The sequence below is a fragment of the Actinomadura sp. WMMA1423 genome, from assembly GCF_006547145.1.
Taxonomy (GTDB): Bacteria; Actinomycetota; Actinomycetes; order Streptosporangiales; family Streptosporangiaceae; genus Spirillospora.
In genome coordinates this window covers 4362816-4386540 of record NZ_CP041244.1, presented here as the reverse complement: position 1 = coordinate 4386540, position 23725 = coordinate 4362816, and the positions used below count along the sequence as shown (strand labels likewise).

General features: G+C 72.9%; 22 protein-coding genes. 16 read left to right on the top strand and 6 right to left on the bottom strand.

The window, feature by feature from the left end; all coding sequences use genetic code 11:
• The first annotated feature begins 19 nt into the window (after nucleotides 1-19).
• A complete protein-coding gene (locus tag FKD65_RS20215; protein ID WP_141578975.1) occupies nucleotides 20-835 on the top strand; it encodes an SAM-dependent methyltransferase in 816 nt (271 codons plus the stop codon).
• A gap of 9 nt (nucleotides 836-844) precedes the next feature.
• Here FKD65_RS20215 and FKD65_RS20210 read toward each other — a convergent pair whose 3' ends face one another.
• Nucleotides 845-2269 carry a pyridoxal-dependent decarboxylase gene (locus FKD65_RS20210; protein ID WP_168221118.1) on the bottom strand — a complete coding sequence of 475 codons (1425 nt, stop codon included), beginning with the start codon at nucleotides 2267-2269 and terminating at the stop codon, nucleotides 845-847.
• 72 nt (nucleotides 2270-2341) lie between these two features.
• Between FKD65_RS20210 and FKD65_RS20205 the strand changes: the two genes are divergently transcribed.
• Nucleotides 2342-3304, top strand: coding sequence for a helix-turn-helix domain-containing protein (locus FKD65_RS20205; protein ID WP_141578973.1), 963 nt, complete (start codon nucleotides 2342-2344; stop codon nucleotides 3302-3304).
• Between the two features lie 134 nt (nucleotides 3305-3438).
• Here FKD65_RS20205 and FKD65_RS20200 read toward each other — a convergent pair whose 3' ends face one another.
• Nucleotides 3439-5259: a bifunctional UDP-sugar hydrolase/5'-nucleotidase gene (locus tag FKD65_RS20200; RefSeq protein ID WP_141578972.1), complete on the bottom strand. Its 1821-nt coding sequence runs from the start codon at nucleotides 5257-5259 to the stop codon at nucleotides 3439-3441.
• Between the two features lie 856 nt (nucleotides 5260-6115).
• On the opposite strand from FKD65_RS20200, the gene FKD65_RS20195 reads away from it, so the two are divergent.
• The 12 genes from FKD65_RS20195 to FKD65_RS20140 all read left to right on the top strand — a co-directional run bounded on the left by FKD65_RS20195 (nucleotide 6116) and on the right by FKD65_RS20140 (nucleotide 19480).
• A complete protein-coding gene (locus FKD65_RS20195; protein WP_141578971.1) occupies nucleotides 6116-7708 on the top strand; it encodes an AMP-binding protein in 1593 nt (530 codons plus the stop codon).
• Nucleotides 7705-8937: an acyl-CoA dehydrogenase family protein gene (locus FKD65_RS20190; RefSeq protein ID WP_141578970.1), complete on the top strand. Its 1233-nt coding sequence runs from the start codon at nucleotides 7705-7707 to the stop codon at nucleotides 8935-8937. The genes FKD65_RS20195 and FKD65_RS20190 overlap by 4 nt, the downstream gene beginning before the upstream one ends.
• Before the next feature lie 24 nt (nucleotides 8938-8961).
• Nucleotides 8962-9714, top strand: a complete 753-nt coding sequence (locus tag FKD65_RS20185) for an enoyl-CoA hydratase/isomerase family protein (protein WP_141578969.1) — start codon at nucleotides 8962-8964, stop codon at nucleotides 9712-9714.
• 8 nt (nucleotides 9715-9722) lie between these two features.
• Entirely contained in the window at nucleotides 9723-10664 is a 942-nt protein-coding gene (locus FKD65_RS20180; protein WP_141578968.1) for a VOC family protein, read from the top strand.
• The gene (locus FKD65_RS20175) at nucleotides 10655-11737 is read left to right on the top strand and encodes an acyl-CoA dehydrogenase family protein (protein ID WP_141578967.1); all 1083 of its coding nucleotides are present in this window, start codon (nucleotides 10655-10657) and stop codon (nucleotides 11735-11737) included. The genes FKD65_RS20180 and FKD65_RS20175 overlap by 10 nt, the downstream gene beginning before the upstream one ends.
• Nucleotides 11738-11942: 205 nt before the next feature.
• Complete coding sequence (locus tag FKD65_RS20170; protein ID WP_141578966.1) at nucleotides 11943-13190, top strand: alpha/beta hydrolase; 1248 nt, start codon at nucleotides 11943-11945, stop codon at nucleotides 13188-13190.
• A gap of 40 nt (nucleotides 13191-13230) precedes the next feature.
• Nucleotides 13231-14421 (top strand): sensor histidine kinase, encoded by a 1191-nt coding sequence (locus FKD65_RS20165; protein WP_141578965.1) that lies wholly within the window; start codon nucleotides 13231-13233, stop codon nucleotides 14419-14421.
• 54 nt (nucleotides 14422-14475) lie between these two features.
• Nucleotides 14476-15237 (top strand): LytTR family DNA-binding domain-containing protein, encoded by a 762-nt coding sequence (locus FKD65_RS20160; RefSeq protein WP_141578964.1) that lies wholly within the window; start codon nucleotides 14476-14478, stop codon nucleotides 15235-15237.
• Nucleotides 15238-15323: 86 nt separating this feature from the next.
• The gene (locus FKD65_RS20155) at nucleotides 15324-15632 is read left to right on the top strand and encodes a DUF485 domain-containing protein (RefSeq protein ID WP_205718732.1); all 309 of its coding nucleotides are present in this window, start codon (nucleotides 15324-15326) and stop codon (nucleotides 15630-15632) included.
• The gene (locus FKD65_RS20150; RefSeq protein WP_141578963.1) at nucleotides 15629-17359 is read left to right on the top strand and encodes a cation acetate symporter; all 1731 of its coding nucleotides are present in this window, start codon (nucleotides 15629-15631) and stop codon (nucleotides 17357-17359) included. Before FKD65_RS20155 ends, FKD65_RS20150 begins: the two co-directional genes overlap by 4 nt.
• Nucleotides 17360-17516: 157 nt before the next feature.
• Nucleotides 17517-17873 (top strand): DUF485 domain-containing protein, encoded by a 357-nt coding sequence (locus FKD65_RS20145; protein ID WP_240810255.1) that lies wholly within the window; start codon nucleotides 17517-17519, stop codon nucleotides 17871-17873.
• Complete coding sequence (locus tag FKD65_RS20140) at nucleotides 17870-19480, top strand: cation acetate symporter (protein WP_141578961.1); 1611 nt, start codon at nucleotides 17870-17872, stop codon at nucleotides 19478-19480. Before FKD65_RS20145 ends, FKD65_RS20140 begins: the two co-directional genes overlap by 4 nt.
• A 133-nt stretch (nucleotides 19481-19613) precedes the next feature.
• Here FKD65_RS20140 and FKD65_RS20135 read toward each other — a convergent pair whose 3' ends face one another.
• Nucleotides 19614-20198, bottom strand: coding sequence for a DUF2867 domain-containing protein (locus FKD65_RS20135; protein ID WP_141578960.1), 585 nt, complete (start codon nucleotides 20196-20198; stop codon nucleotides 19614-19616).
• Nucleotides 20199-20322: 124 nt separating this feature from the next.
• On the opposite strand from FKD65_RS20135, the gene FKD65_RS20130 reads away from it, so the two are divergent.
• The gene (locus FKD65_RS20130; RefSeq protein WP_141578959.1) at nucleotides 20323-20877 is read left to right on the top strand and encodes a TetR/AcrR family transcriptional regulator; all 555 of its coding nucleotides are present in this window, start codon (nucleotides 20323-20325) and stop codon (nucleotides 20875-20877) included.
• A gap of 46 nt (nucleotides 20878-20923) precedes the next feature.
• Here FKD65_RS20130 and FKD65_RS20125 read toward each other — a convergent pair whose 3' ends face one another.
• The 3 genes from FKD65_RS20125 to FKD65_RS20115 all read right to left on the bottom strand — a co-directional run bounded on the left by FKD65_RS20125 (nucleotide 20924) and on the right by FKD65_RS20115 (nucleotide 23005).
• A complete protein-coding gene (locus FKD65_RS20125; protein ID WP_141578958.1) occupies nucleotides 20924-21868 on the bottom strand; it encodes a hypothetical protein in 945 nt (314 codons plus the stop codon).
• Nucleotide 21869: 1 nt separating this feature from the next.
• On the bottom strand, nucleotides 21870-22370 hold the full coding sequence (locus tag FKD65_RS20120; RefSeq protein ID WP_141578957.1) for a SigE family RNA polymerase sigma factor: 501 nt from the start codon (nucleotides 22368-22370) through the stop codon (nucleotides 21870-21872).
• Nucleotides 22371-22447: 77 nt separating this feature from the next.
• The gene (locus FKD65_RS20115; RefSeq protein WP_141586958.1) at nucleotides 22448-23005 is read right to left on the bottom strand and encodes a maleylpyruvate isomerase family mycothiol-dependent enzyme; all 558 of its coding nucleotides are present in this window, start codon (nucleotides 23003-23005) and stop codon (nucleotides 22448-22450) included.
• 72 nt (nucleotides 23006-23077) lie between these two features.
• On the opposite strand from FKD65_RS20115, the gene FKD65_RS46280 reads away from it, so the two are divergent.
• The gene (locus FKD65_RS46280; RefSeq protein WP_141578956.1) at nucleotides 23078-23680 is read left to right on the top strand and encodes a TetR/AcrR family transcriptional regulator; all 603 of its coding nucleotides are present in this window, start codon (nucleotides 23078-23080) and stop codon (nucleotides 23678-23680) included.
• Nucleotides 23681-23725: the final 45 nt, after the last annotated feature.

Genomic DNA, 23725 nt, shown 5'->3' with positions numbered 1-23725 from the left:
GGAACGAAGCGAGGCCGCCGTGGAAGATGAGTGGGTCCCCGCGGGGATCGACCCGACGAAGGCGCACCCGTCCCGGCGCTACAACTACTGGCTCGGCGGCAAGGACAATTTCGCCGTCGACCGCGAGTCCGCGGAAGTGGTCGCGTCGGCGTGGCCCACGGTGGGCCTGTCGGCCAGGGAGAACCGCAAATTCCTCAAGCGTGTGGTGGGGTATCTCGCCGGCGAGGCCGGAATACACCAGTTCTTCGACATCGGCACCGGTCTGCCCTCGGCCGGGAACGTGCACGAGGTCGCCCAGTCGACCGAGCCGACGTCCCGCATCGTCTACGTCGACAACGACCCGGTGGTGCTCGTCCACGCCCGCGCCCTGCTGAACAGCCACCCCGCGGGCAGGACCGCCTACATCGAGGCCGACCTGCGCGAACCCGACAAGATCCTCGCCAACGCCGACCTGCGCGAGACCCTCGACCTCTCCCGGCCGGCGGCGCTGATGCTGGTCGCCACCATGCACTTCATCACCGACGACCACGACCCGCACGGCATCGTCGCCCGCCTGGTCTCGGCCCTCGCCCCCGGCAGCTACCTCGTCATGACGCACGCGACGAGCGAGCACCTCACCCCCGAGCAGTACGCGGAGAACGAGGAGGCGAACGAGCGCAGCGGCGTCCCGTTCCGGCTCCGCACCCGGGAGGAGTTCGCGCGCTTCTTCGACGGCCTGGAACTCCTCCCGCCGGGGATCACCTCGGTCGTCGACTGGCGCCCCGACGTCCCGCCGGAGGATCGCCCGTCGGTCGAGGACGTCTCCATGCTGTGCGCCCTCGCCCGCGTCCCCTGACCCGCCGGCTCAGGTGCGCGCCTTGTTCACGGCGTCGACGAGTTCCTCGACGTCCGCGGCCGTGGTGCGGTGGCTGATGACGCAGGCGCGCAGCGCGGCCCGCCCGTCCAGCCGGACGGGGCTGATCCACGCGCGCCCGCTCCCGACGACCGCGCGGGCGAGCGCGTCGTGGCGGTCCCACGTCCCGTCTCCGGGGTCGGCGAAGCACACGACGGGGAACGGGGTGTCGTTGACGATCTCCCAGCCGGTCGCGGCGAGCCTGCCGCGCAGCAGGTCCGCGAGGTCGGCGTCGCGTTCGAGCTGCTCGGCGTAGCCCGCGCGGCCCGCGACGGCGAGGCTGAGGAAGAGCTTGAGGCCCATGAACCGGCGCGACCACTGCTGGCTCGAGGTGTAGGGGTCGACGGCGCCCCGGATCTCGTCCGGCATGTAGGACGTGGTGACCCGGAAGGCCTCCGCGAGGCCCTCGGCGTCGGTGGTGAGCAGCGCGCCCGCGCCCATCGGCACGCTCAGCCACTTGTGCGCGTCCACCGTGATCGAGTCGGCGCGCTCGATGCCGTCCAGGGCGGGCCGCAGCCGGTCCGACAGCGCCGCCGCGCCCCCGTAGGCGGCGTCCACGTGCAGGCGGAGGCCGTGGTCCGCGCAGAGGCCGGCCAGGTCGTGCAGCGGGTCGACCACCCCGGCGCCGGTGGTGCCGGCCGTCGCGACGACGAGGAACGGCAGGTCGCCGCGCGCCCGGTCGGCGGCGATCAGCTCCGCCAGCCGCCCGGCCTCCATCCGCAGCCCGGGGCCGGTCGGGACGAGGCGCACGCTCTCCCGCCCGATGCCGGTCGCGTGCGCGATCTTCAGCCAGGCCAGGTGGCTCTCGGCCGAGGCGTACAGGACCGGCCGGCCGGGCAGCGCCCGCAGCCCCTTCTCGCCGTACTCCGGCCAGGTCCTGGTGAGCGCGAGCAGCACGGCCGTCAGGTTGGCCTCCGCGCCCCCGCTCGTGAACGACCCGGCCGCCGCGTCCCGCGGGTAGCCGAGCCGCTCGCCCAGGAAGCGCACCAGGTGCGCCTCGATCTCCGCCGCGGCGGGCGCGTGCGACCACGCGGCCAGCTGCGGGTTGAACGCCGCCGCGAGCGTCTCGCCGACCACGCCCATCAGGGTCGGCGTGGGGTTGAACAGCCCGAAGTAGCGGGGATGCGTGGTGTGGACGGTCGTCGCCCGCAGCAGTTCCGCGACCCCGTCCACCGCCTCGGCGGGCGCGACCGGGCGGTCGAAGTCGTACGCGCCGATCGCGGCCCGCAGCTCGCGCACGTCCACGGGCGCGCTCACGTCCCGCCCGCCGATCCGCTCGCGCTCGTCGCGCATCAGGTCGACGACCTGCCGCCACACGTGCTCGGCCGTCCCCGCGGGCGGATCGAAGGAGGCTCGTCCAGTGGGGAAGTGGTCCATGCGTCCGAGCCTCGCGCGCACCGGGCCCCGTCCCCAAGTGGCAGAAGCGACCATGAGCGCTAAATTAGTGACATGCACACGCTCGCCGTCGCCGTCACCGAGGGCGTGCCGATCTTCGAGCTGGCGATCCCGTGCGAGGTGTTCGGCTACGAGCGCCCGGGGCTCAGCCCGTCCTGGTACGACTTCCGCCTCTGCGCGGCCCCCGGCACCCGCACCACCGCCGGTTTCGCCCCGCGGGCCGAGTACGGTCTCGACGCGCTCGCCGAGGCCGACACCGTCGTGGTCCCCGCCTGCGCGAGCGTCCTGGACGAGCAGCCGCCCGACCTGGTCGAGGCGGTCCGCGCCGCGCACGGCAACGGCGCCCGCGTCGTCTCGCTGTGCACGGGCGCGTTCGTCCTGGCCGCCGCGGGCCTGCTCGACGGGCGCCCGGCGACCACCCACTGGATGCACGCGGGCCAGCTCGCCGCCCGCTATCCGGACGTCCTGGTCGACGCGTCCGTCCTCTACATCGACGACGGCGACGTCCTGACCAGCGCGGGCACCGCCGCCGGGCTCGACCTGTGCCTGCACGTCGTCCGCAACGACCACGGCGCCGCCGTCGCGAGCGCCCTGGCCAAGCGCCTCGTGATGCCCGCGCACCGCCCCGGCGGCCAGGCCCAGTACATCGACGCGGCGGTCCCCCTGACCGACGCCGACGAACTGGGCCCGCTCCTCGACTGGGCACGCGAGCGCCTGCACGAGCCCCTGACGGTCACGGCCCTGGCGCGCCGTGCCAACGTGACGACCCGCACGCTGATCCGCCGTTTCCACGCCGCGACCGGCACGACCCCCATGGCGTGGCTGCGCGGCATCCGCATCGACTTCGCGCGCGAGCTCTTGGAGACCACGTCCCTGCCGGTCGACCAGATCGCCGAACGCTCCGGCCTCGGGAGCCCGGCCAACCTCCGCCACCACTTCACCCGGTCGGTGGGCGTCCCCCCGACCGCCTACCGCCGCGCTTTCTTTCAACAGTCCCGGCCCACTTCGCTCGCCTAGCGGCTCGCTGCGTGACCGTGCCTGGGCGAACGCGGCATCGCTTCGCGATCTGGCCGGTGCGGCTCGCCTCCGGCTTCGCCGCACCGGCCAGGTCACGCGTTCGCGCGCGCGGCCGAGGCCACTTCGAGCCAGCCCTAGAAGACCGGGGTGCCGTCGCGGACGAGTTTCCAGTTCTCCACGTGGAACGTCGCGGGGTCGATGGTCCCGGCGGCGGACGCGTACTCGACGATCGCCTCGCGGATCGCCACCTGGGCGTTGTAGACGACCGGGGCCGCGGCGATGTGGGGGAAGCCGCCGCCGCCCGACTGCCGGTAGTTGTTGACGGCGACGACGAACTTCTGGTCGTCGGCGACCGCCGTGCCGTCGTAGGCCAGGTTGGTGATGCGCGAGCCCTCCGGCTTGGCGATGTCGACGTCGTAGGTGACGCCCGAGAACTGGTCGTAGTTGTAGTCGGGACGGTTGTTCGCGTTCGTCCACGAGGCCGGGGCGACTGGGGCGCCGGGGTCGACCTGCTTGAAGTACCGGGCCGAGTACTCCAGGTACGCCTTGATCTGCGAACCCGTCAGGATGCTCGCCAGCAGCGTGTTGTCGTAGATGTAGAGGCCGGCGATGTCCCGGATCGTCACCTTCCCGGCGGGGAAGGTCGCGGCGCGGCTGAAGGGCGCGGCGATCGAGACGACCGGCAGGGACGCGTTCCCGGTGCCCGCGACCGCCTCCTTGACCTTCGCGGTCTGCACCAGGTGGACGTAGTCGAGGATCGCGGTGTCCTTCCAGCAGGACTCCGCCGCCGACATCTCCTCGGTGGAGGTGGCGACCTCCTTGTTGACGTAGGCGACCACCGCGTCGTGCTGCTTCTTGACGAGCGTGACGAGCGCCGGGTCCTCCTCGACGGTGTTGCTGTTCACGGTCGTCGCGGACTTGCCGGTGACCTTCCAGCGGCCCCGCTCGTGGACGAGGGTGAGGTCGAAGACCGACAGGCGCTGGCCCCAGCACTTCGGCTCGCTCAGCACGACCGTCCGGCCGGTGGCCTTGTTGGTGACGAACCGCTCGGGGATCTCCAGGTGCGCGTGCCCGAACAGGATCGCGTCGATGCCGGGGACCTGCTCGGCGACCAGGGCGGCGGCGTTCTCGACGGGCAGCGCGTCGCCGTAGGAGGAGGTGCCGCTGTCGCCGGAGTGCGCGCTGACGACGACCACGTCGGCGCCCTTCGCGCGGATGACCGGAACCCAGCGCCGCGCGGTCTCCACCAGGTCCAGGAAGTCGAGCTTGCCGGAGACGTTGGCCTTGTCCCAGATCGCTACGCCGGGGTTGGTGAGGCCGAGCACCCCGACGCGGATCGGCGGGTGGCCGTGGACCTTCATCGTCTTGATCACGTAGGGCCGGTAGGCGGGGCGGCGGGTGCCCGCGTGGACGGCGTTGGCGGCGAGCGCCGGCGCGTCCATCTGCTCGATCCACCGGTTCAGGAACGGGATGCCGTAGTTGAACTCGTGGTTGCCGAGGGCCACGGCGTCGTAGCCGATGGCGTTCATCTGCCGCGCCATCGGGTGGATCCCGCCGGTCCTGGTTATCGGCTCGACGGAGGCGTAGTAGAAGCCGAGCGGGGTGCCCTGGATGGTGTCGCCCGCGTCGAACAGCAGCGTGCGGTCGCGCCCGCGGTCGGCGCGGATCTGGTTCACCAGGCTGGACACGCGCGCCAGCCCGACCACGTTGCCGCCGCTGTCGGTGTAGGCCGCGTCCTTGTAGTAGTCCCAGTTGAGGGCGTTGCTGTGCAGGTCGGACGTGCCCATGACGGTGATCGTCACGGACTTGCCGGAGGTCGCCGCCCGCGCGGAGCCGGGCCACCCCGCCAGGGCGAGCGCGCTCGCGGCGGTGAGGCCGCCGAGGACCTGCCTGCGGCTGACGTCCGGCACGTGACACGAACACCAGCGGGGCTCGGGGGCCTTCGGATTCTGCATGGCGCACTCGTTCCTTCCGCGGGGGGACGGCGCAACGATAGAGCCGCAGCTCAGGATCCCTCTCGGCGAGATCCTCCGATCCTTGGGCGGATTCGTTGGCACTCCTTGTGCATCCGCCCCGAGCAGGAACTATTCGTTCGCCGTCTCCGTCGAGCGCGCGCGGGTCACCACCGCCATGTCCGAATCCTTCGCATCATCGTCTGACTTCCGCGGCGTGCACCAACGCCCTGATTCACCGATCGATCGAAAACCGCTCCATCGGTCCCCGGCCACCGGGCCGAGCAGGGGCGGATGACCGCCGGGCGGGCCCGGCGGCTGGGCGCACCGGGCCGGAGCAGCGGCAGTGAGACTCGTCCGGGAGGCATGGTGATCCGCGCCGGCGGCCCGAGCGGGGGCTCCTCCGCAGCCGCCAAGACGGCTGGGTCCGGCGTCGGCTCTGGTGCCGGACGGCTGAGAGATCGGCGGGGGCGTTCCGTCGAAGGGGGTACTTCGCCTGTTGGGGCGTGTGTCCGAAACTCGGCGGCGGGACGGTGTGGCCTGCGTCACATGGATGGCCTGCTGTCCCAGTAGCTCACCGGTTGAACGTGTTTGTTGCCTTTTAGTCAGTATTGCCGTGTTTGGCGTTTCGTGTTCCTCTATTTAAGGCAATGTCTGATTGCGGACCTCCGTCGGCCGTTTCCGCGCCGCCGTCCGCCCGCCCGCCAACGAGCCGCCCATCGAGCCGCCAGCCGTCGAGCCCACCCAGCCGTAGAGCCGACACAGCCGTAGAGCCGACACAGCCGTAGAGCCGACACAGCCGTAGAGCCGACACAGCCGTAGAGCCGACCCACGCCACGCAGCGACAGCGGAGGTCCGGATGCGCAAGGAGACGCTGGAGAGCTTCGTCCTCGGGGACGTCCTCCGGTCGCAGGCGCAGGTTCACCGAAGACAGACGTTCCTCAGGTTCCGCGAGGGGGAGATCAGCTACGGCGAGGTGGACGCGGCCGCCGACCGGCTGGCCCGCGCGTTCTCCGCCGCCGGCATCGCCCGCGGCGACCATGTGGGCGTGATGCTCCCCAACTGCGCCGACTTCGTGCACGTCATCTTCGCACTGGCGCGGCTCGGCGCGGTCGCCGTGCCGATCAACATCGCGTACCGGGGCGAGCTGCTCAGACACGTCCTGGACAGCTCCGACTCCGGCTGGCTCATCGTCGACGGCCCCTACGCCGAGCGGCTCGTCGAGATCGCCGACCGGCTGCCCAAGCTGGAGCGGGTCGTCGTGCGGGGCGCCGCGGACGCCGGTGTGCTGCTGGACCGTCTCGGCAAGCCCGCGCGGGACATGTCCGCGCTCCCGGCGGACGGGTCGGGGCCGGTGCGGGCCGAGGTCGCCTTCAGCGACATGCAGGCGATCATGTACACGTCCGGCACGACCGGGCCGTCCAAGGGCGCGATGGTCCCGCACGCGCTGGCGCTGACCTGCGCCTACGACTCGCTGGACTTCCTGGACCGCTGGGGCAAGACGGTCTACTGCCCGCTGCCGCTGTTCCACGCCGCCGCGCTCTGGGACGGGATGCTCTCGGCCCTGCTCGGCGGCGGCTCCATCGCGATCGTCGAGAGGTTCAGCGCGTCCCGGTTCTGGGAGGACGTGCGCCGCTTCGACGCGCAGGTCTGCATGAGCGTGTTCTCCATGATCCCGATCCTGCTGAACCGCCCGCCGACGTCCCGCGACCGCGACCACCGGCTGGAGACGTTCTACATGGGCAAGTCCAACCTGGACGAGCCGCTGCGGGAGCGGTTCGGCGTCCGGTCCGTCGAGACCTACACCAGCACCGAGGCGGGCATCGCGACCGGCAGCCCGTACGGGGAGTGGCGGGTCGGCTCGTGCGGGCAGGCCCACGAGGAGCGGTTCCAGGTCGCGGTCGTGGACGAGTGCGACCGGGAGGTCGGGCCGGGGGAGCCGGGCGAGCTGGTGCTGCGGCCCAAGCAGCCGTTCGTCCTCACGACCGGCTACTACGGCAACTGGGAGGCGACGACCCACTGCTTCCGGAACATGTGGTTCCACACGGGTGACCGGGTATGGCGCGATGACGACGGGTATTTCTACTTCCTCGACCGGATGAAGGACGCCATCCGCCGGCGGGGGGAGAACATCTCCGCCTTCGACCTGGAGACCGAGATCAACCGGCATCCGGCGGTACTGGAGTGCGCCGCGATCGGCGTGCCCTCGGAACTGGAGGACGAGGACATCAAGGTTTCGGTCGTGGTGCAGCCCGACACCGGGCTCGACCCGGAGGAGCTGGTGGCCTACTGCGAGGAGCGGCTGCCGCGCTCGATGGTGCCGCGCTACGTCGAGTTCATCGACGCCCTGCCGCGCACCCCGACCGACAAGGTCGCCAAGTACAAGCTGCGCGCGCAGGGCGACGGGGGGATCACCCCGACCACCTGGGACCGGGAGGCGAGCAACCCGTGAACTGGGACGACACGCCAGAGCAGGCCGCGTTCCGCGAGGAGGTCCGCGCCTTCGTGAAGGAGCGCTTCCCCGCGTCGTACCGTCCGGCCGGGGACGAGGAGCTGAGCCTCGAACCCGAGGACGTCGCCGGCTACAACTGGCCGGTCGACCGGGTCGCGGACGATCCCGAGCGGCGCGCGGGCGCGCGGGCGTGGGCGGCGGCGCTGGCCGAGCGCGGCTGGATCGCGCCGCACTGGCCGAAGGAGTACGGCGGCGCGGGATTGTCGGCGCTGGAGGAGTTCGTCCTGCACGAGGAGATGATGCGGGCCCGGGTGCCGACCGTGAACGGCATCGGCGCGTTCCTCCTCGGCCCGACGCTGCTGGTCCACGGCACCGACGAGCAGAAGGCCGTCCACCTGCCGCCGATCGCGGCGGGCGAGGCGACGTGGGCGCAGGGCTTCTCCGAGCCGGAGTCGGGCTCCGACCTCGCCTCGCTGCGCACCCGCGCCGTCCGGGACGGGGACGAGTACATCGTGGACGGCCAGAAGGTGTGGACGTCCCTCGGCCAGTACGCCGACTGGCTGTTCGTGCTCGTGCGCACCGACCCGTCCGCCGAGCGGCCCCACCGCGGCATCACGTTCCTGCTGGTCGAGGCGGACGCGCCCGGCGTGACGATCCGCCCGATCACCGACATCCGCGGCGCGGCGCCGTTCTGCGAGATCTTCTTCGAGGGCGTCCGGGTCCCGGTGGCGAACCGGGTCGGCGAGGAGAACCGCGGCTGGTACGTGGCGATGTCCGCGCTCGGCTTCGAGCGGGCCGGGATCGGCGCCACGATCAAGTACGAGCACGCCCTCGCCGATCTGGTGGCCTACCTGAGGTCGCCGGAGGGGGAGCGGCACGCCCGGCGCGGCCCCGCGCTGCGGCAGGAGATCGCGCGCCGGCGGACGGAGATCGCCGTCCTGTACAACCTGGCCCGCTACACCGTGTCGCGGCAGGCGGCGGGCGAGGAGCCCGGCTTCGAGGCTTCGGTCAACCAGCTGTTCGGGGCCGAGCTGCACCAGCGGCTCGCGCGGACGGGCGCGCTGGCGTTCGGCCGCTCCGCCGCGCTGTGGGAGCGCGAGGGCGCGCCCCTCGACGCGGTGTTCACGCACATGCGCCGGGACTCGGTCGCCTCCACCTTCCTCGGCGGCACCACCGAGATCCAGCGCAACGTCATCGCCACCCGGGGCCTGAACCTGCCCCGCGGCTGACCACTACGGGAGGAGCGCACGCATATGCCCGAGGACTACGAGACCGTCGACCTGCGGATCGAGGAGCGGGTCGCCTGGCTGACGCTGAACCGGCCGGACAAGCTCAACGCGCTGACGCCCACGACGATGACGGAGCTGCGCGAGATCTTCACCCGCGTGGACGACGACGAGGACGTCTGCGTCGTGGTGCTGCGCGGGGCGGGCGAGCGCGCGTTCTGCGCCGGCATGGACCTGTCCTGGTCGGAGAAGCTGACCCCGCGCGAGCGGATCGAGCAGGGCCGGCTCGGCGAGAAGACGTTCGCGATGATGGAGCGCCTCTCGGTCCCGGTGATCGCGGCCGTGCACGGCTACGCGGTCGGCGGGGGGCTGGAGCTCGCGCTCGCGGCGGACTTCATCATCGCCTCCGACAACGCGAAGATGGGGCTCGTCGAGATCACGCTGTCGGCGCGTCCCCCGTACCGGCCGAAGATGACCGAGGACGGCGACCCCGACCAGCCCGAGTTCGGCGGGTCGGCGCCCGGCTGGGGCGGGGTGAAGCGGCTGCCGGAGCGGATCGGCAAGGCCCGCGCCAAGGAGCTGCTGTTCACCGGCGCCCGCATCGACGCCGAGCGCGCGCTGCGGCTCGGCCTGGTCAACGACGTCTATCCCGCCGCGGAGTTCGACAAGCGGATCGGCGAGCTGGCCGAGCGGATCGCGGCGATGAACCGCTACAACCTGCGGCTCGTCAAGGAGCTCGTCACCTACGGCTACGACTGGATCGAGCCCCACCCGAGCTAGGAGGACCCGTGCAGATCTACCGCATCGATCATGTCGCGCAGGTGACCCCCGACCTCGACACGCAGGTCGCCCTGCTGGAGGGGCTGTTCGGGTTCCGGCGCGTCCGGAGCTGGGACGACCCGGCCGAGGGCGCGCGCGGCGCACGGCTGGAGATCCCGGGGAGCCGGGGGCAGGCGTGGGAGGTCGTCGCGCCCTCCGGCGACGGCGGGTCACTGCAGACGTGGCTGGACGAGCACAAGGGGCGTCCCGGCCTGCACCACGTCGGCGCCGAGGTGCCCGACCTGGAGGCCGTCCGCGCGGAGCTCGAAGTGCGCGGCATCAAGCCGACCGACTGGGCGCGGGGCGGCTGGCTGGAGGCGTCACTGAGCCCGCCCGAGCACGGCACCGGCGTGCTGTGGCGGCTCCGCGGGCCGGGCAGCCTGGACATGTGCGGCGACACCGCCTCCTCGGCCGCCGAGGCCTCCTCCCCGCCGGACGGCCCGTCGCTCGGCGTCGTCGCGCTCGACCACATCTGCCAAGCGTTCCACGACCGGGACGTCCTCGCCCGCTGGTACCACGACCTCGCCGGATTCGTGCAGGTATGGCGGACGGCGGACGAGGAGCACCCCGACATGGCCGACCTCGTCCTGAACATCCCCGGCTCGGCGATCTGCTGGGAGGTCATCATGCCGCGCGGGAAGGACTCGTTCATCGAGCGCTTCCTGGAGCGCGGGGGACCGGGCGCCCACCACGTCACCTTCGAGGTGGCCGACTGGGACGCGGCGCTGGCGGCCTGCGAGCACCACGACGTCCCCACCTTCGACGACGAGGAGGGCGTCACCGACGGCGCGGCCTGGAAGCACACGTTCGTCCACCCGAAGCACACCGGCGGCATCCTCGTCCAGCTGTTCTGGGAGGAGCGCCCGGGCGTGTGGGTCCGCTCTGACAAGGTGCCGCCGCCATGGACCTGAGCCTGACCGAGGACCAGGAGCTGATCGCCGCCACGGCCCGCGAACTCCTGGAGTCCAAGTCCGCGACGGCGGGCGCGCGGGCCCTGGCCGGCGACCCCGCCGGCTACTCGGCGCCGCTGTGGAAGGAGATGGTCGAGCTCGGCTGGCCGGGCCTCGCCTTCCCCGAGGAGCACGGCGGCGTGGGGGGCGACTTCCTGGACGTGTGCCTGCTGTTCGAGCAGCTGGGATACGCGCAGGTCCCGAGCCCGCTGCTGGCATCGGTCGCGTGCTGCGGCATGCCGGTCGCGCGGTTCGGGACGCCCGCGCAGAAGGAGCGCTGGCTGAACGCCATCTCGGACGGCCAGATCGTGACCGCGGCCCCCCTCCCCTGGGACCGTCCAGGCGAGGGCCCGGTCGCGACCCGCTCCGACTCCGGCTACGTCCTGGACGGCACGGCCGCCTTCGTCCCGTTCGCCGCGTCCGCCGATCACATCCTGCTGGTGGCGCGCCTGGACGGCGAACCGCACGCCTTCTGGGTGGACGCCGCGGACGTGACCCTGAACCCGCTCGGGACGATCGGCCACGACCGTCCCTGCCACGCCGAGCTGGAGGGCCTGCGCGTATCCGGCGAAGCCGCCCTGGGCCCGGACGCCGCCGCCGCGATCTCCCTCTTCGGCGCGGCCGCCACCTGCGCGGAGATGGTCGGCGCGGCGCAGCACGTCCTGGACATGACGGTCCAGTACGCCACGGAACGCCGGCAGTTCGGCCGCGCGGTGGGCTCGTTCCAGGCCGTCCAGCACCACTGCGCGAACATGGCCATCGACGTCCTGGGCTCCCGCTTCACCGCCTACGAGGCCATCTGGCTCCTGTCGGCGGACCGCGAAGCCGCGCAGGAGGTGGCGATGGCCAAGGCCTGGGTCAGCGAGGCGTACGAACGCGTGTGCGCCCTGGGCCATCAGGTGCACGGCGCCATCGGCTTCACCCAGGAGCACGACCTGCACCTGTTCTCCGAACACGCACTGGCGACGTCCCTGGCCTTCGGCGACGCCGACTTCCACCTGGACGACCTGGCCACCACCCTCGCCCTACCCTGACCCCGCCCAGCCGCCCGCCGGAAAGCCCCCGGCGGGCGCCGGGGTGGTGGACTGGGCCTACGCCGAACATGCTTGTAAGTGCTGGGCGGGAGTGGGCGGCGGATCGGAGTGGGGCTGGGTACACCGCCCGAGGTACCTGACTTCACCGGGTCCCGGGTGTGTGGGCCGATGGTTGGAAGGCGTCCGCCTTCCTAGCGTCGGGGGCATGGAAACGAGCTTCGGGAGCAGCCGCGTGGCGCGGGTTCTGCTCGGTACCACGCTGGTCGTGTCGGGGGCGGGTTGTGCCGTGTCCCAAGGACATGCGGCGGTCGGACGTTCGGACACCACCGACCTGCGGGGGACGGTGGTGGCGGTTACGCCGGTGGTACGGATGTCGCGGGCGCAGGTCGGGGACTACCTCGGTGGTGAAGGGCTGCGGGCACCGCGGCCGCGCGGCGGGGTGAGCGGGTTGAGGGTCGTCTACCGGACCGTGTCCGCGACGGGGAGGCCCACCGTCGCCAGCGGCATCGTCGTCCTGCCCAGCGACGACGCCGGGACGTTGCGGGCCGTCAGCTTCGCCCATGGCACCCATTCCGGTCGCAGGAGCGCCGGGTCGGTCGCCGAGGACGGGCAGAGCAGGGTCGCGGCGGTCTACTACGCCGCCGCCGGATACGCCGGTGTCGCCCCCGATTATCTGGGCCTCGGCCTGGGGGCCGGTGCGCACCCCTACCTGGACGCCGCCTCGGAGGCGTCCGCGTCGCTGGACATGCTCCGGGCCGCCCGCGCCGTGGCCGCCGGGCAGGGCCGAGTGCTTGAGCGGCGGGTGCTCGTGACCGGCTTCTCGCAGGGCGGCCAGGCCGCCATGGCGCTGGGCCGTCAACTCCAAGGCGGCGCCGACCCCTACCTGCGGCTGGGCGCGCTGGCCCCGGTCAGCGGGACCTACGATCTGCGGCGCGCGCAGCTCCCGGCATCTCTGCACGTCAAGGGCTCGCTCGACCCGCGGGTGTCGGCGTTCAACCTGGCCTATGCCACGGTCTCCTGGAACCGGCTCCACCACCTCTACAAGACGCCATCGGAGGTCTTCCGGGCGCCCTACGACGCCAAGATGGAACGGCTCTTCGACGGCGGCCACGAGGAGCCGGACATCTTCCCGCAGCTCCCCGCGAGCCCCGAGCGGCTGGTGACCCCGCGCTACCTGCACCGGCTCGAACGCCCCTCGGGTGCCCTGCTGCGGGCGATCCGCGCGGCGGACGGCACCTGCGACTGGGCTCCGCGCGTCCCGATCCGGCTCTACGGTGCGTCCGGCGACGAGCAGGTCACCTTCGGCAACACTCGCAACTGCGTCCGCGCCATCCGTGCCCGCGGGACGCGGCCGCAGGTGGTGGACTACGGAACAGGCGCCGGAACCGACCACTTCGCCACCCTGTACCGCGCCCTGCCCGACACGCTGCGCTGGTTTCGAAGCCACGGTTGAGCCGGAGCGGTCCGTACCGGGAGCGGCGTAGGTTTGGCGGATGGACGTGGTCGTTGCGGTCGCCGCGGCGTTGGTGGTCACGTGGGTGCCGGCGTTGCTGTGGGGGCGGCGGCACCGGCGGCGAGGGGATCTCGGGGGGCCGGAGCGGCGGGCCACCTTCGAGACCCTGCACACCGCCTCGCGGGCGGCGCCGGCCTTCCGGGCCGGGCTGACCGAGCAGGGGGCGCAGAAGGCGGCCCGGCACCTGCGGGCGCTGCTCGGGTGCGAGGCGCTCGCCATCACCGACGGGGAGCGGCTGCTGGCCTGGGACGGGGAGCACGACCACCACGCGGTGGACGGGCCCAAGCACGCGGAGGTCACGCGCGGAAACGGCCGCACGCAGGTGCACGACGTGGAGTGCGACCGGCTCGACTGCCCGATCCGCAGGGTCGTGGTCGTCCCGCTCGCCACCGACGACCGGGTGGTCGGGACGCTGGCCGCCTACGGGGAGGACGTTCCCGCCGGGCTGATCCGCGCCGCCGAGGAGGTCGCGCAGTGGGTGGACGCCCAGCTCGAACTCGCGGAGCTCGACCACTCGCGGACGCTGCTGATGGAGGCGGAGATGCGGGCGCTGCGGGCGCAGATCTCGCCGCACTTCATCTACAACTCGCTGACGACGATCGCCTCGTTCGTCCGGTCCGATCCGGAGCGGGCGCGGGAGCTGCTGCTGGAGTTCGCCGGGTTCACCCGGTACTCGTTCCGGCGGCACGGCGACTTCACCACCCTGGCGGAGGAGCTGCGGTCGATCGACCGGTACCTGCTGCTCCAGCGGGCCCGGTTCGGCGAGGAGCTGCGGGTGACGCTGCGGATCGCGCCCGAGGTGCTGCCGGTGGCGGTCCCGTTCCTGTGCCTGCAGCCGCTGGTGGAGAACGCCGTCCGGCACGGGCTCCAGGACCGGTCCGAGCCGGGGCTCATCACGATCATCGCGGAGGACGCGGGCGCCGACTGCGTGATCAGCGTGGAGGACGACGGGATCGGCATGGAGCCCGAGGACGTCCGCCGCCTGCTGTCGGGGGAGCGGCCCGAGCCGTCCGCCGACGACGCGGCCGGGATCGGGCTCGCCAACGTCGACGCGCGGCTCCGGCAGGTGTACGGGGACGAGTACGGGCTCGCCGTGGAGACCGGGCCGGGCGCCGGGACGAAGGTCACGGTGCGGGTGCCCAAGTACCGGCCGGGGGTCACCGCCTCTTGACGCCCGGCCGCGACTTGACTGGAATGTGGCGAATGACGTGGGAAGGACGGTGCGGTGGGCCTGCGTGTCCTGGCGGTGGATGACGAGGCGCCCGCGCTCGACGACCTCGTCCACCTGCTGCGCGCCGACCCGCGCATCGGGGAGATCGACACCGCCCGGGACGGCGCCGCCGCGCTCCGCAAGCTCGACCGGGCGCTCGCCGAGGGGCGTCCCGTCGCCGCCGTCTTCCTCGACATCCGGATGCCCGGCCTCGACGGCACCGTGCTCGGCCGCGTCCTCGCCCAGTTCGCCCGCGCCCCGCAGATCGTCTACGTCACGGCCTACGAGGAGCACGCCGTGGACGCGTTCGAGATCAAGGCGGCCGACTACATCCTCAAGCCGGTGCGGCCGGAGCGGCTGGCCGTGGCGATCCGGCGGGTCACCGAGGCCGTGGGGGAGGACGTCGGGGCGGACGGGGCCGCGCCGGAGCCGGCCGAACCGGAGGCCATGCCGGTCGAGCTCGGCGGGGTGACCCGGTTCGTCACGCCGGGGGAGGTGCTGTACGTCGAGGCGCAGGGCGACTACGCGCGGCTCCACACCCCCGGCGGCAGCCACCTCGTGCGCATCCCGCTCGCCGCGCTGAGCGAGCGGTGGAGCGGCGCCGGGTTCGTCCGGGTGCACCGCAGCCATCTCGTCGCGCTGGGGGCGATCACGGAGCTGCGGCTCGACTCGGGGCGCTGCACCGTCGTCGTGGGCGGCGCCGAGCTGCCCGTCGCGCGCAGGCACGTGCGCGAGCTGCGCGACCTGCTCGTCCGCCGGGCGAGGCGATCCCCCTGAGCGGGCCGGACGCGCGGGACGTCGCGCCCGGGCGGACGCTGGTCACCGGGCCGCGGACCCGGGCGGTCCGGCGGCCCCGGTACCCGGTGACGCGCGAGATCGACGAGCAGACCGGGCTCGGCGAGGCGTACATGCGCTCGCTGGTGCGCGCCCAGCTGCGGCTCGCGGCCCGGCTGTGCCTGGTCCTCGCCGTGGTGGTGCTCGGCCTGCCGCTGCTGTTCGCGCTGGTCCCCGCGGTGCGCGAGCAGGAGGTGCTCGGGCTGCCGCTGCCGTGGGTGCTGCTCGGCGGGCTGATGTACCCGTGGTTCGTCGCGTGCGGCTGGTGGTACGTCCGGCAGGCCGAGCGCAACGAGGACGACTTCGCCGACCTCGTCGACCGGGCCGACCGGCTGTGAGCGCCGCGTACGGGCTCGCGGGCGTGCTGCTGGTCGTCGTCGCGACCATGCTCGTCGGCGTGCTCGGGGTGCGGATCTCCCGCACCACCTCCGACTTCTACGTCGCGTCGCGGACGGTGACGCCGCTGCGCAACGCGTCGGCGATCGGCGGGGAGTACCTGTCGGCCGCGTCGTTCCTCGGCATCGCCGGGCTCATCCTGGCCTACGGCGCCGACATGCTGTGGCTGCCCGTCGGCTGGACGGGCGGCTACCTCGTCCTGCTGGTCCTGGTGTCGGCACCGCTGCGCCGCTCCGGCGCCTACACGCTGCCGGACTTCGCCGAGGCGCGCCTGGAGTCCATGGCGGTGCGCCGCGCCGCGAGCGTGCTGGTCGTGCTGATCAGCTGGCTGTACCTGCTGCCCCAGTTCCAGAGCGCCGGGCTGGTGCTGCGCACGGTCACGGGCGCCCCGGTGTGGACGGGCGGGGTCCTCGTCGCGGTCGTCGTCGCGGCGAACGTGCTGGTCGGGGGCATGCGCAGCGTCACGATGGTGCAGGCGTTCCAGTACTGGCTGAAGCTGACCGCGCTCGCCGTGCCGCTGGTGTTCCTGCTGATGGCGTGGCGGTACGACGGCGCGCCCGGCCTGTCGTCGGACGTCCCGCCGCGCTTCGGCGACCGCACGGCCGTCGCGGTCGGCACGGCGGTCACCGTCGAGGTCGCCTCGCCCGTCCAGGTGACGGCGGACGGACGGGTCGACGGGCGCGCCTACGCCGGCGTCCCCCTCGCGCTCGGGCCCGGATCGCACCGCTTCGACGAGGACACGACCGTCACCTTCCCGGCGGGCGCCGACGTCCCGCACGTCAGCGGGCGCCCCGCCACCACCGGCCGGGAGTGGGTGATGCCGCTGGACGGGCGCGACCACTCCCTCTACGCCACCTACTCGCTGATCCTCGCCACGTTCCTCGGGACGATGGGGCTCCCGCACGTCCTCGTCCGCTTCTACACGAACCCGGACGGGCGCACCGCCCGCCGCACGACCGTCGTGGTGCTCTCGCTCCTCGGCGCGTTCTACCTGCTGCCCGCCCTGTACGGGGTGCTCGGGCGCCTCTACACCCCCGAACTGCTGATGACCGGGCGGGCCGACGCCGTCGTCCTCACCCTGCCCGGACGGCTCATCGGCGGGCTCGGCGGCGACCTTCTGGGCGCGCTCGTCACGGGCGGGGCGGTCGCGGCGTTCCTGTCCACCTCGTCCGGCATCACCGTGTCGGTCGCGGGGGTGCTGGCGCAGGACATCCTGCGCGGCGGCGTCCGCTCGTTCCGCGTCGGGACGCTGCTCGCCCTCGCCGTCCCGCTGGGGCTGGCGATCGCGGCCCGGTCCCTCGCCGTCGCGGACGTCGTCGGGCTGGCCTTCGCGGTCGCGGCGTCCACGTTCTGCCCGCTGCTCGTCCTCGGCGTCTGGTGGCGGCGGCTCACCGTGCCGGGCGCGTTCGCCGGGCTCGTCCTCGGCGGCGCGCTCGCCGGTACCGCCGTCGTCGTGACGATCGCCGCCGGGCCGCCGTCCGGGCTCCTCGGCGCGCTGCTCGCCCAGCCGGCCGCCTGGACGGTCCCGATCGCCTTCGTCGTCATGATCCTCGTGTCGCTGTGCACGCCGGGCCGGGTCCCGCGCGGCGTCGCCCGGATGATGGTGCGCCTGCACACCCCCGAGTCGCTCGACGTGGACCGGGGGACGTGGCGCCCCAAACGGGTCTGACCGTTCGTCGCGCCAGAACGACCGTTCGGCGACGGGCGCCGCCTTCCGTCGACGGTGAGCGGCGGCTGGTCGCAGCCCTGCCGCCGAACCCTCGTACGCCCCCATCAGGATCTTTACGGTGGCGCGTGACCGGCGTCACAACCGAGGAGGGGTGGGCGTGTCCTTCGACAAGAGCGCCACCGGCACCGTCTATGAACGGTTCCAGGGCAGCACGGAGTTCCAGGAACTCCGGCGCAGATTCCGCCGATTCGTGTTCCCGATGACCGCGGCTTTCCTCAGCTGGTACCTGCTGTACGTCGTCCTGTCCGGCTGGGCGCGCGACTTCATGGGCACGCAGCTGTTCGGGGCCGTCAACATCGCCCTGGTGTTCGGGCTGCTGCAGTTCGTCTCCACCTTCCTCATCGCCTACCTGTACGCGCGGCACGCCGAGCGGCGCCTCGACCCGGTGTCCGACGCGCTCCGCGCCCGCATCGAAGGGGAGTCGGCCCCGGCAGCCGCGGAGGACGCCAAATGAGCAACGAGACTCTGTCGATCATCCTGTTCCTGGTGTTCGTGGCCGCCACCTTGGCGATCACCGTCTGGGCGAGCCGGAACACCCGCAACGCCACCGACTTCTACGCGGGCGGCCGGTCGTTCTCCGGCGCGCAGAACGGCATGGCGATCGGCGGCGACTACATGTCCGCCGCGTCGTTCCTCGGCATCGCCGGCCTCATCGCGCTGTACGGCTACGACGGGTTCCTGTACTCGATCGGGTTCCTCGTCGCGTGGCTCGTGGCGCTGCTGCTGGTCGCCGAGCTGCTGCGCAACTCGGGCCGCTTCACGATGGCGGACGTGCTGGCGTTCCGGATGAGCCCCCGCCCGGTCCGCACCGCCGCCGGCGTCTCCACCATCGTCGTGTCGATCTTCTACCTGCTGGCGCAGATGGTCGGCGCGGGCGCGCTGGTCTCGCTGCTGTTCGGCTTCACCAGCGACTTCGCCAAGGGCGCGACGATCGCGCTGGTCGGCGTGCTGATGATCGTGTACGTGGTGTTCGGCGGGATGAAGGGCACCACCTGGGTCCAGATCGTCAAGGCCGTCCTGCTGATGACGGGCGCCACCCTCATCACGCTGCTGGTGCTGGGCAAGTTCGGGTTCAACCTGTCCAGCCTGCTGAACGACGCCGCCGACCAGAGCGGCAAGGGCGACGCGTTCCTGGAGCCGGGGCTGCGGTACGCGACGGACGCGCAGGGCCTCACCGGCAAGCTCGACCTGATCAGCCTCGGCCTCGCGCTCGTCCTCGGCACCGCCGGGCTGCCGCACATCCTGATCCGCTTCTACACGGTCCCGACCGCCCGCGACGCCCGCAAGTCGGTGCTGTGGGGCATCGGCATCATCGGCGTGTTCTACCTGCTCACCCTGGTCCTCGGCTTCGGCGCCGCCGCGCTCGTCGGGTCCAAGGAGATCGCCAAGGTCAACCCGGCGGGCAACACCGCGGCCCCGCAGCTGGCCCAGAAGATCGGTGAGATCGTGTTCGGGGACGCGGGCGGGACGATCCTGCTCGCGGTCATCGCGGCGGTCGCGTTCGCGACGATCCTCGCGGTCGTGGCGGGCCTCACCCTTGCCTCGTCCTCGTCGTTCTCCCACGACCTGTACGCCCACGTGTTCAAGAAGGGCAAGGCGTCGGAGCGGGACGAGGTGCGCGTCGCGCGCATCTCCGCGTTCGTGATCGGCGCCGTGTCGATCGTCCTCGGCATCTACGCGCAGCGCCTCAACGTGGCGTTCCTCGTCGCCCTGGCCTTCGCGGTGGCGGCGTCCGGCAACCTGCCCGCCATCCTCTACAGCCTGTTCTGGAAGCGGTTCAACACCACCGGCGCCGTCGCGGCCATCTACGGCGGCCTCGGCTCGGCCATCTTCCTGGTGGCCTTCTCGCCGGTCGTGTCGGGCACGGAGAAGTCCCTGTTCACCGACTCCGACTTCAGCTGGTTCCCGCTGGACAACCCCGGGATCATCTCCATCCCGTTCGGCTTCCTGTGCGGCTTCGTCGGGACCCTGCTCAGCAAGGAGTACAACGCGGCCAAGTACGCCGAGATCGAGGTCCGCTCCCTCACGGGCGCGGGCGCCGAGAAGGCGGCCGGGCACTGATCCGGCCCTGAGCCGGTACCGAGATCCGGCCGGCACCGAGATCCGCCGCGCGGGCGGCCGTCGCCCGGTCCCGCGCGGCTCGCGGCCCCGTCCCTCATGCCCCCGCAGGGACGGGGCCGCTCCATGTCCGGGGTCAGGCCGGCTCCGCCTCGCGGGCCTTCCACGCGCGCTCGACGGCCCGCATCATCCCCGGGTACACGATGGTGTGCCGGAACGGCAGGATCGCGGCCATGTAGGCCTTCCCGAGCAGGCCGTTCGGCTTCACCAGGACGGCCATGTGAGCGCGGTGGACGCCGGAGCCGTCCGGGACCCAGCCGATGTGCACCACCCCGTGCATCGTCCGGTTGGCCGTCTCGGCGGCCCACTCGTCCCCGGTCAGGTAGAGCGGGCGGAACGGCGCCGCGTGGAGGGCGGGGCCCGCCGGGCGGTCGCGCAGATCGTCCGGCAGCCGCTCGCGCAGGGTCCGCACCCGCGCGCCGAGCCCGGAGTCCTCGCCGTCCCAGCCGAGAAGCCGCCCGAGCAGCAGGCGGACGGCGAACAGCACGCGGGCGGCGCCGGGCAGACGGTGCTCGCCGGAGGCCATCCGCTCCAGCAGCTCCGGGAAGTCGTCCGGGCCGCCGGTGGCGGGCAGCGCCCACACGTCCTCGAGCCGGAAGTCGGGCGCGATCTCGTGGATCCGCCAGGGACGGTCGGTGTGCGCGCTCGCGGGCAGCTTCATCGCCCAGGCCACCTCCTGAAGTCGGCGGCCGCCCCGTCGCGCCCGCTCGCCGTCAAATATACGGCACCGTATGAATCGGGCCGGAGCGGGAGGCCGCATCCCGGCGGGGAGGCGATAATGGACCATGCCCGCCGTGATGCGCACGCCCCGCAGCAGCTGGATCGAGCAGGGCCTGAAGGCCCTGGCCGCCGGCGGGCCCGACGCGGTCCGGGTCGAGGTCATCGCCCAGGCGCTCGGCGTCACCAAGGGCGGCTTCTACGGCCACTTCCCCGACCGCAAGGCGCTGCTGGCCGCCATGCTCGACCAGTGGGAGCGGCAGGCCACGGGCGACCTGCGCGACCAGGTCGAACGCGAGGGCGGCGACGCCCGGGCGAAGATCCGGCGGGCCGGCCTGCTCACCCGCGCCGGCGACCGCCTCCACGTCGACCTCGCCATGCGCGACTGGGCCCGCCGCGACCCGGCCGTCGCCGAGCGCGTCCGCCGCGTGGACAACCAGCGCATGGACTACCTGCGCGGGCTGTTCGGCACCTTCTGCGCGGACCCCGACGAGGTCGAGGCCCGCAGCATGCTCGCCTTCTGCCTCCTGGTCGGCAGCCACTTCCTCGCCGCCGACCACGGTTCCCGCACCCGGGGCGAGGTCACCGAACGCGCCGGCCGCCTCCTCCTCGGCGACCCCTGACCCGCCCGGCGCCGGCCGCCCCCGCAAGCGACCGGCGCAGAGGGGCTCAGTCGCAGAGGGTCGGGCGGACGCGCGTCATGGCGTCGGTGCAGTCTTGCGAGGTGAAGCCCGTGCTCTCTGAGACGACCTTGGGGCTCCAGGTGTGCAGGACCCGGCCCGCCGCGTCGTACCCGGTCACCCTCAGCACGCGGATCGTGGGGGAGGACATCGCCCCCTTCGACATCGCCCCGGTGGCGTTGCGGTCCGGCACCATCCTGGTGGGCGTCTGGGCGATGAAGAACCCGTTCCGGACGGCCGCTTCGGCCGCCCGCCCGCCGTCCCATGTCACGCGGATCCTGGCCACCTCGGGCTTGGCGCGCCCGACGACCACCGCGTGCAGATCGTTCCAGTGGCTCAGCGCCTGCGTCTGGCTGATCCCGTCCACGCGCAGCGGCGCGCCGAACCTGAAGAGCCCCCGGTTCGACTTCCCCGGCCAGGGGTTGAGCATCGGCCCCATCGTGTTGTCGTGGCCGTTGCTCACGCAGATCACGAGGCCCCGGCGGCTCCCGACCTCCGCGAGCTGCCCACCCGGTACCGGCATCGACGTCAGCACCCGGTAGTCCTCCAGGGGTCCTATCACGTCACGTGGCGTGGTTCGGGGGACGGGGTGTTTCGACCGAAGACGTGCCATGACCTGGGGGTCGGGCGGCGGGTCCTTGCGCACGCAGCCGCGGGCGATGGCCAGCTGCTCAGGGGTGTTCTCAGGCAGCTCCTTCTGGATGTCGACCCGGTCCGAAGAGCCGAGGGCATGGGACGGGGAGTCGTCGCGCACCGCCCCGACCGCAGCCGGCACCGCGACCGCCAGGGCGAGGGCCGCCGAGAAGGCGGCGGCGGCCCTGGTCATGCGGTGGCGGACGGCGGTGCGCAGGGCGCGTTCGGCGAGGTCGTCGACGGGCTCGGGGGCGCGCTCGGCCAGCGCGGCGAGGGTTTCCTTCAGCATCTGGTCGGTCATGTCAGCTCCCCGTGGGCGCGAGGTCGTTGGCGAGGCCCGGGGCCAGTTCCCGGAGCCGGGCGATGGCGCGGTGGGTCTGGCTGCGGACGGTGCCGACCGAGCAGCCCATGATCTCGGCGACCTCCCGTTCAGGGAGGTCCTCGTAGTAGCGCAGGACGAGAACCGCCCTCTTGCGCGGCGGCAGGGCCAGCAGCGCGCGTTCCAGCGTCAGCCGCAGGTCGACGTCCGGGCCGCGCGAGGGGTGGTCCGGGGGCTCGGCGACCACGGCCTCGCGGCCGCGCCACCGCCACCGGCTCACCTGCTCGTTGTACATGGCGCGGCGCACGTAGGCCTCCGGGTTGTCGCTCACGTGCCTCCACCGCGCGGCCGTCTTCGCCAGCGCGTTCTGCAGCAGGTCCTCGGCGGCGTGCTGGTCGCCCGTCAGGACGTACGCCGTCCGGATGAGCCTGCTCGACCGCGCCGCGACGAACGCGCCGAAGCTCTCGCGGGCCTCTCGGTTCACGGGGCCTCCTCTGGGGGGTGTCGCCTTCTCAGACGCCCCTGAGGGCCGCCACTATGCCGCGCCCGGCCGCCGACCCGTCAGCCCGCCGGGGACCAGCGCGGATCGCGGCCCAGGAGGGCGGCGATGTTGTCGATCGCCGGACGGGCCGGGTCTTCGGCGAGGGGCGGCCGGTACGCGCCGCCCGGCCCGTTGAGGGGGCTGCCGGGGGCCGTGTTGGCCCGGGCGAGGGGGAGGGCGGCGTCGGTGATCCGGGACGGCACGGCGGGCGCGGTCCCGAGCGCCCGCGCGAGGTCCCACCGGTGGACCAGCATGTCGACGGCGTGGACGCCGAGCACCCACCCGGTCGGCAGCGGACCGAGACTGGGCATGGTGACGGTCCCGCCCGCCCGTTCGAGGACGGAGAGGCAGCGGGCGGCGGTCAGGGCGAAGCCGTCGCGCGGGTCTCCGGCCGGTTCGAGGGGCGGGAGCACGGTCCGCGCGATGGCCTCGTGGCGCTCGTTCATGTGCCGGAGCAGGTCCGTGACCGTCCATCCCTCGCAGGGGGTCGGGTCCGCCATCGCGGTGTCGGGGATCAGTGCCACGTCGTGCCCGATCAGGGTCACGGCGGTGGCGTCGAGCCGGAGCAGGTCGGTCATGTCGCCTCCCGTGTTGAGCGAACGGTCGTTCGCCAAAGCCCATAGCGTACGCCCGTTCGCTATCGTGGCGCCATGTCTCCTCGTCACTCGGCGGCCGAAGCGGCCCGGACGCGCGAGCGGATCGTGCGCGCCGCGGTGCTGGACGCCTCCCGGTTGGGCCTCGAGGGCCTGACGGTCGGGTCGCTGGCCCAGCGGCTCGACATGAGCAAGGCGGGCCTGGTCGGGCCGTTCGGGTCGCGCGAGCGGCTGCTCATGGCCGCCCTCGAACAGGCCTGCCAGGTGTTCCGCGCCGCGGTCGTCGACCCCCTGGAGGGCCTGCCGCCCGGCCCGGAACGGCTCGCGCGTTTCATCGACGGCTGGGTGGACTACCTGGCCGACTGCCCGTTCCCCGGGGGCTGCTTCCTCACCGCCGCCTCGTCCGAGCTCGACGGGCGGCCGGGCCCGCTGCGCGACCGGCTGCGCGAGATCGTCGCCGCTGGCCGCCGGGCGCTGGCGGCGGAGGTCGCCGCGGCCCAGGCCGCGCTGCCGGGACCGCACCGTCCCGCGGAGGAGGTCGCCACGACGCTGGTCGGCCTGTCGATGGCCGCCAACCAGGAGATCCAGCTGCTGGAGGACCCCTCGGCCGCCGCGCGGGCGCGGGAGGCGATGCGCCACGCCGCCGGGCTCCCCGCCTGAACCCCTCGGGCCCCGTAAACCGGTGGATCGGGGCGCGGGTTGCCG

Bases quoted from the DNA above. Each gene is read 5' to 3' on its own strand.
- FKD65_RS20200 (WP_141578972.1), bottom strand. From the start codon at position 5,259: ATGCAGAATCCGAAGGCCCCCGAGCCCCGCTGGTGTTCGTGTCACGTG.
- FKD65_RS20210 (WP_168221118.1), bottom strand. From the start codon at position 2,269: ATGGACCACTTCCCCACTGGACGAGCCTCCTTCGATCCGCCCGCGGGG.
- FKD65_RS20205 (WP_141578973.1), top strand. From the start codon at position 2,342: ATGCACACGCTCGCCGTCGCCGTCACCGAGGGCGTGCCGATCTTCGAG.
- FKD65_RS20115 (WP_141586958.1), bottom strand. From the start codon at position 23,005: ATGACCGACCTGCTCCGGCTCGACGCCACCGCCGTGACCCTGATCGGG.
- FKD65_RS20175 (WP_141578967.1), top strand. From the start codon at position 10,655: ATGGACCTGAGCCTGACCGAGGACCAGGAGCTGATCGCCGCCACGGCC.
- FKD65_RS20195 (WP_141578971.1), top strand. From the start codon at position 6,116: ATGCGCAAGGAGACGCTGGAGAGCTTCGTCCTCGGGGACGTCCTCCGG.
- FKD65_RS20135 (WP_141578960.1), bottom strand. From the start codon at position 20,198: ATGAAGCTGCCCGCGAGCGCGCACACCGACCGTCCCTGGCGGATCCAC.
- FKD65_RS20125 (WP_141578958.1), bottom strand. From the start codon at position 21,868: ATGACCGACCAGATGCTGAAGGAAACCCTCGCCGCGCTGGCCGAGCGC.
- FKD65_RS20170 (WP_141578966.1), top strand. From the start codon at position 11,943: ATGGAAACGAGCTTCGGGAGCAGCCGCGTGGCGCGGGTTCTGCTCGGT.
- FKD65_RS20140 (WP_141578961.1), top strand. From the start codon at position 17,870: ATGAGCAACGAGACTCTGTCGATCATCCTGTTCCTGGTGTTCGTGGCC.
- FKD65_RS20185 (WP_141578969.1), top strand. From the start codon at position 8,962: ATGCCCGAGGACTACGAGACCGTCGACCTGCGGATCGAGGAGCGGGTC.
- FKD65_RS20165 (WP_141578965.1), top strand. From the start codon at position 13,231: ATGGACGTGGTCGTTGCGGTCGCCGCGGCGTTGGTGGTCACGTGGGTG.
- FKD65_RS46280 (WP_141578956.1), top strand. From the start codon at position 23,078: ATGTCTCCTCGTCACTCGGCGGCCGAAGCGGCCCGGACGCGCGAGCGG.
- FKD65_RS20130 (WP_141578959.1), top strand. From the start codon at position 20,323: ATGCCCGCCGTGATGCGCACGCCCCGCAGCAGCTGGATCGAGCAGGGC.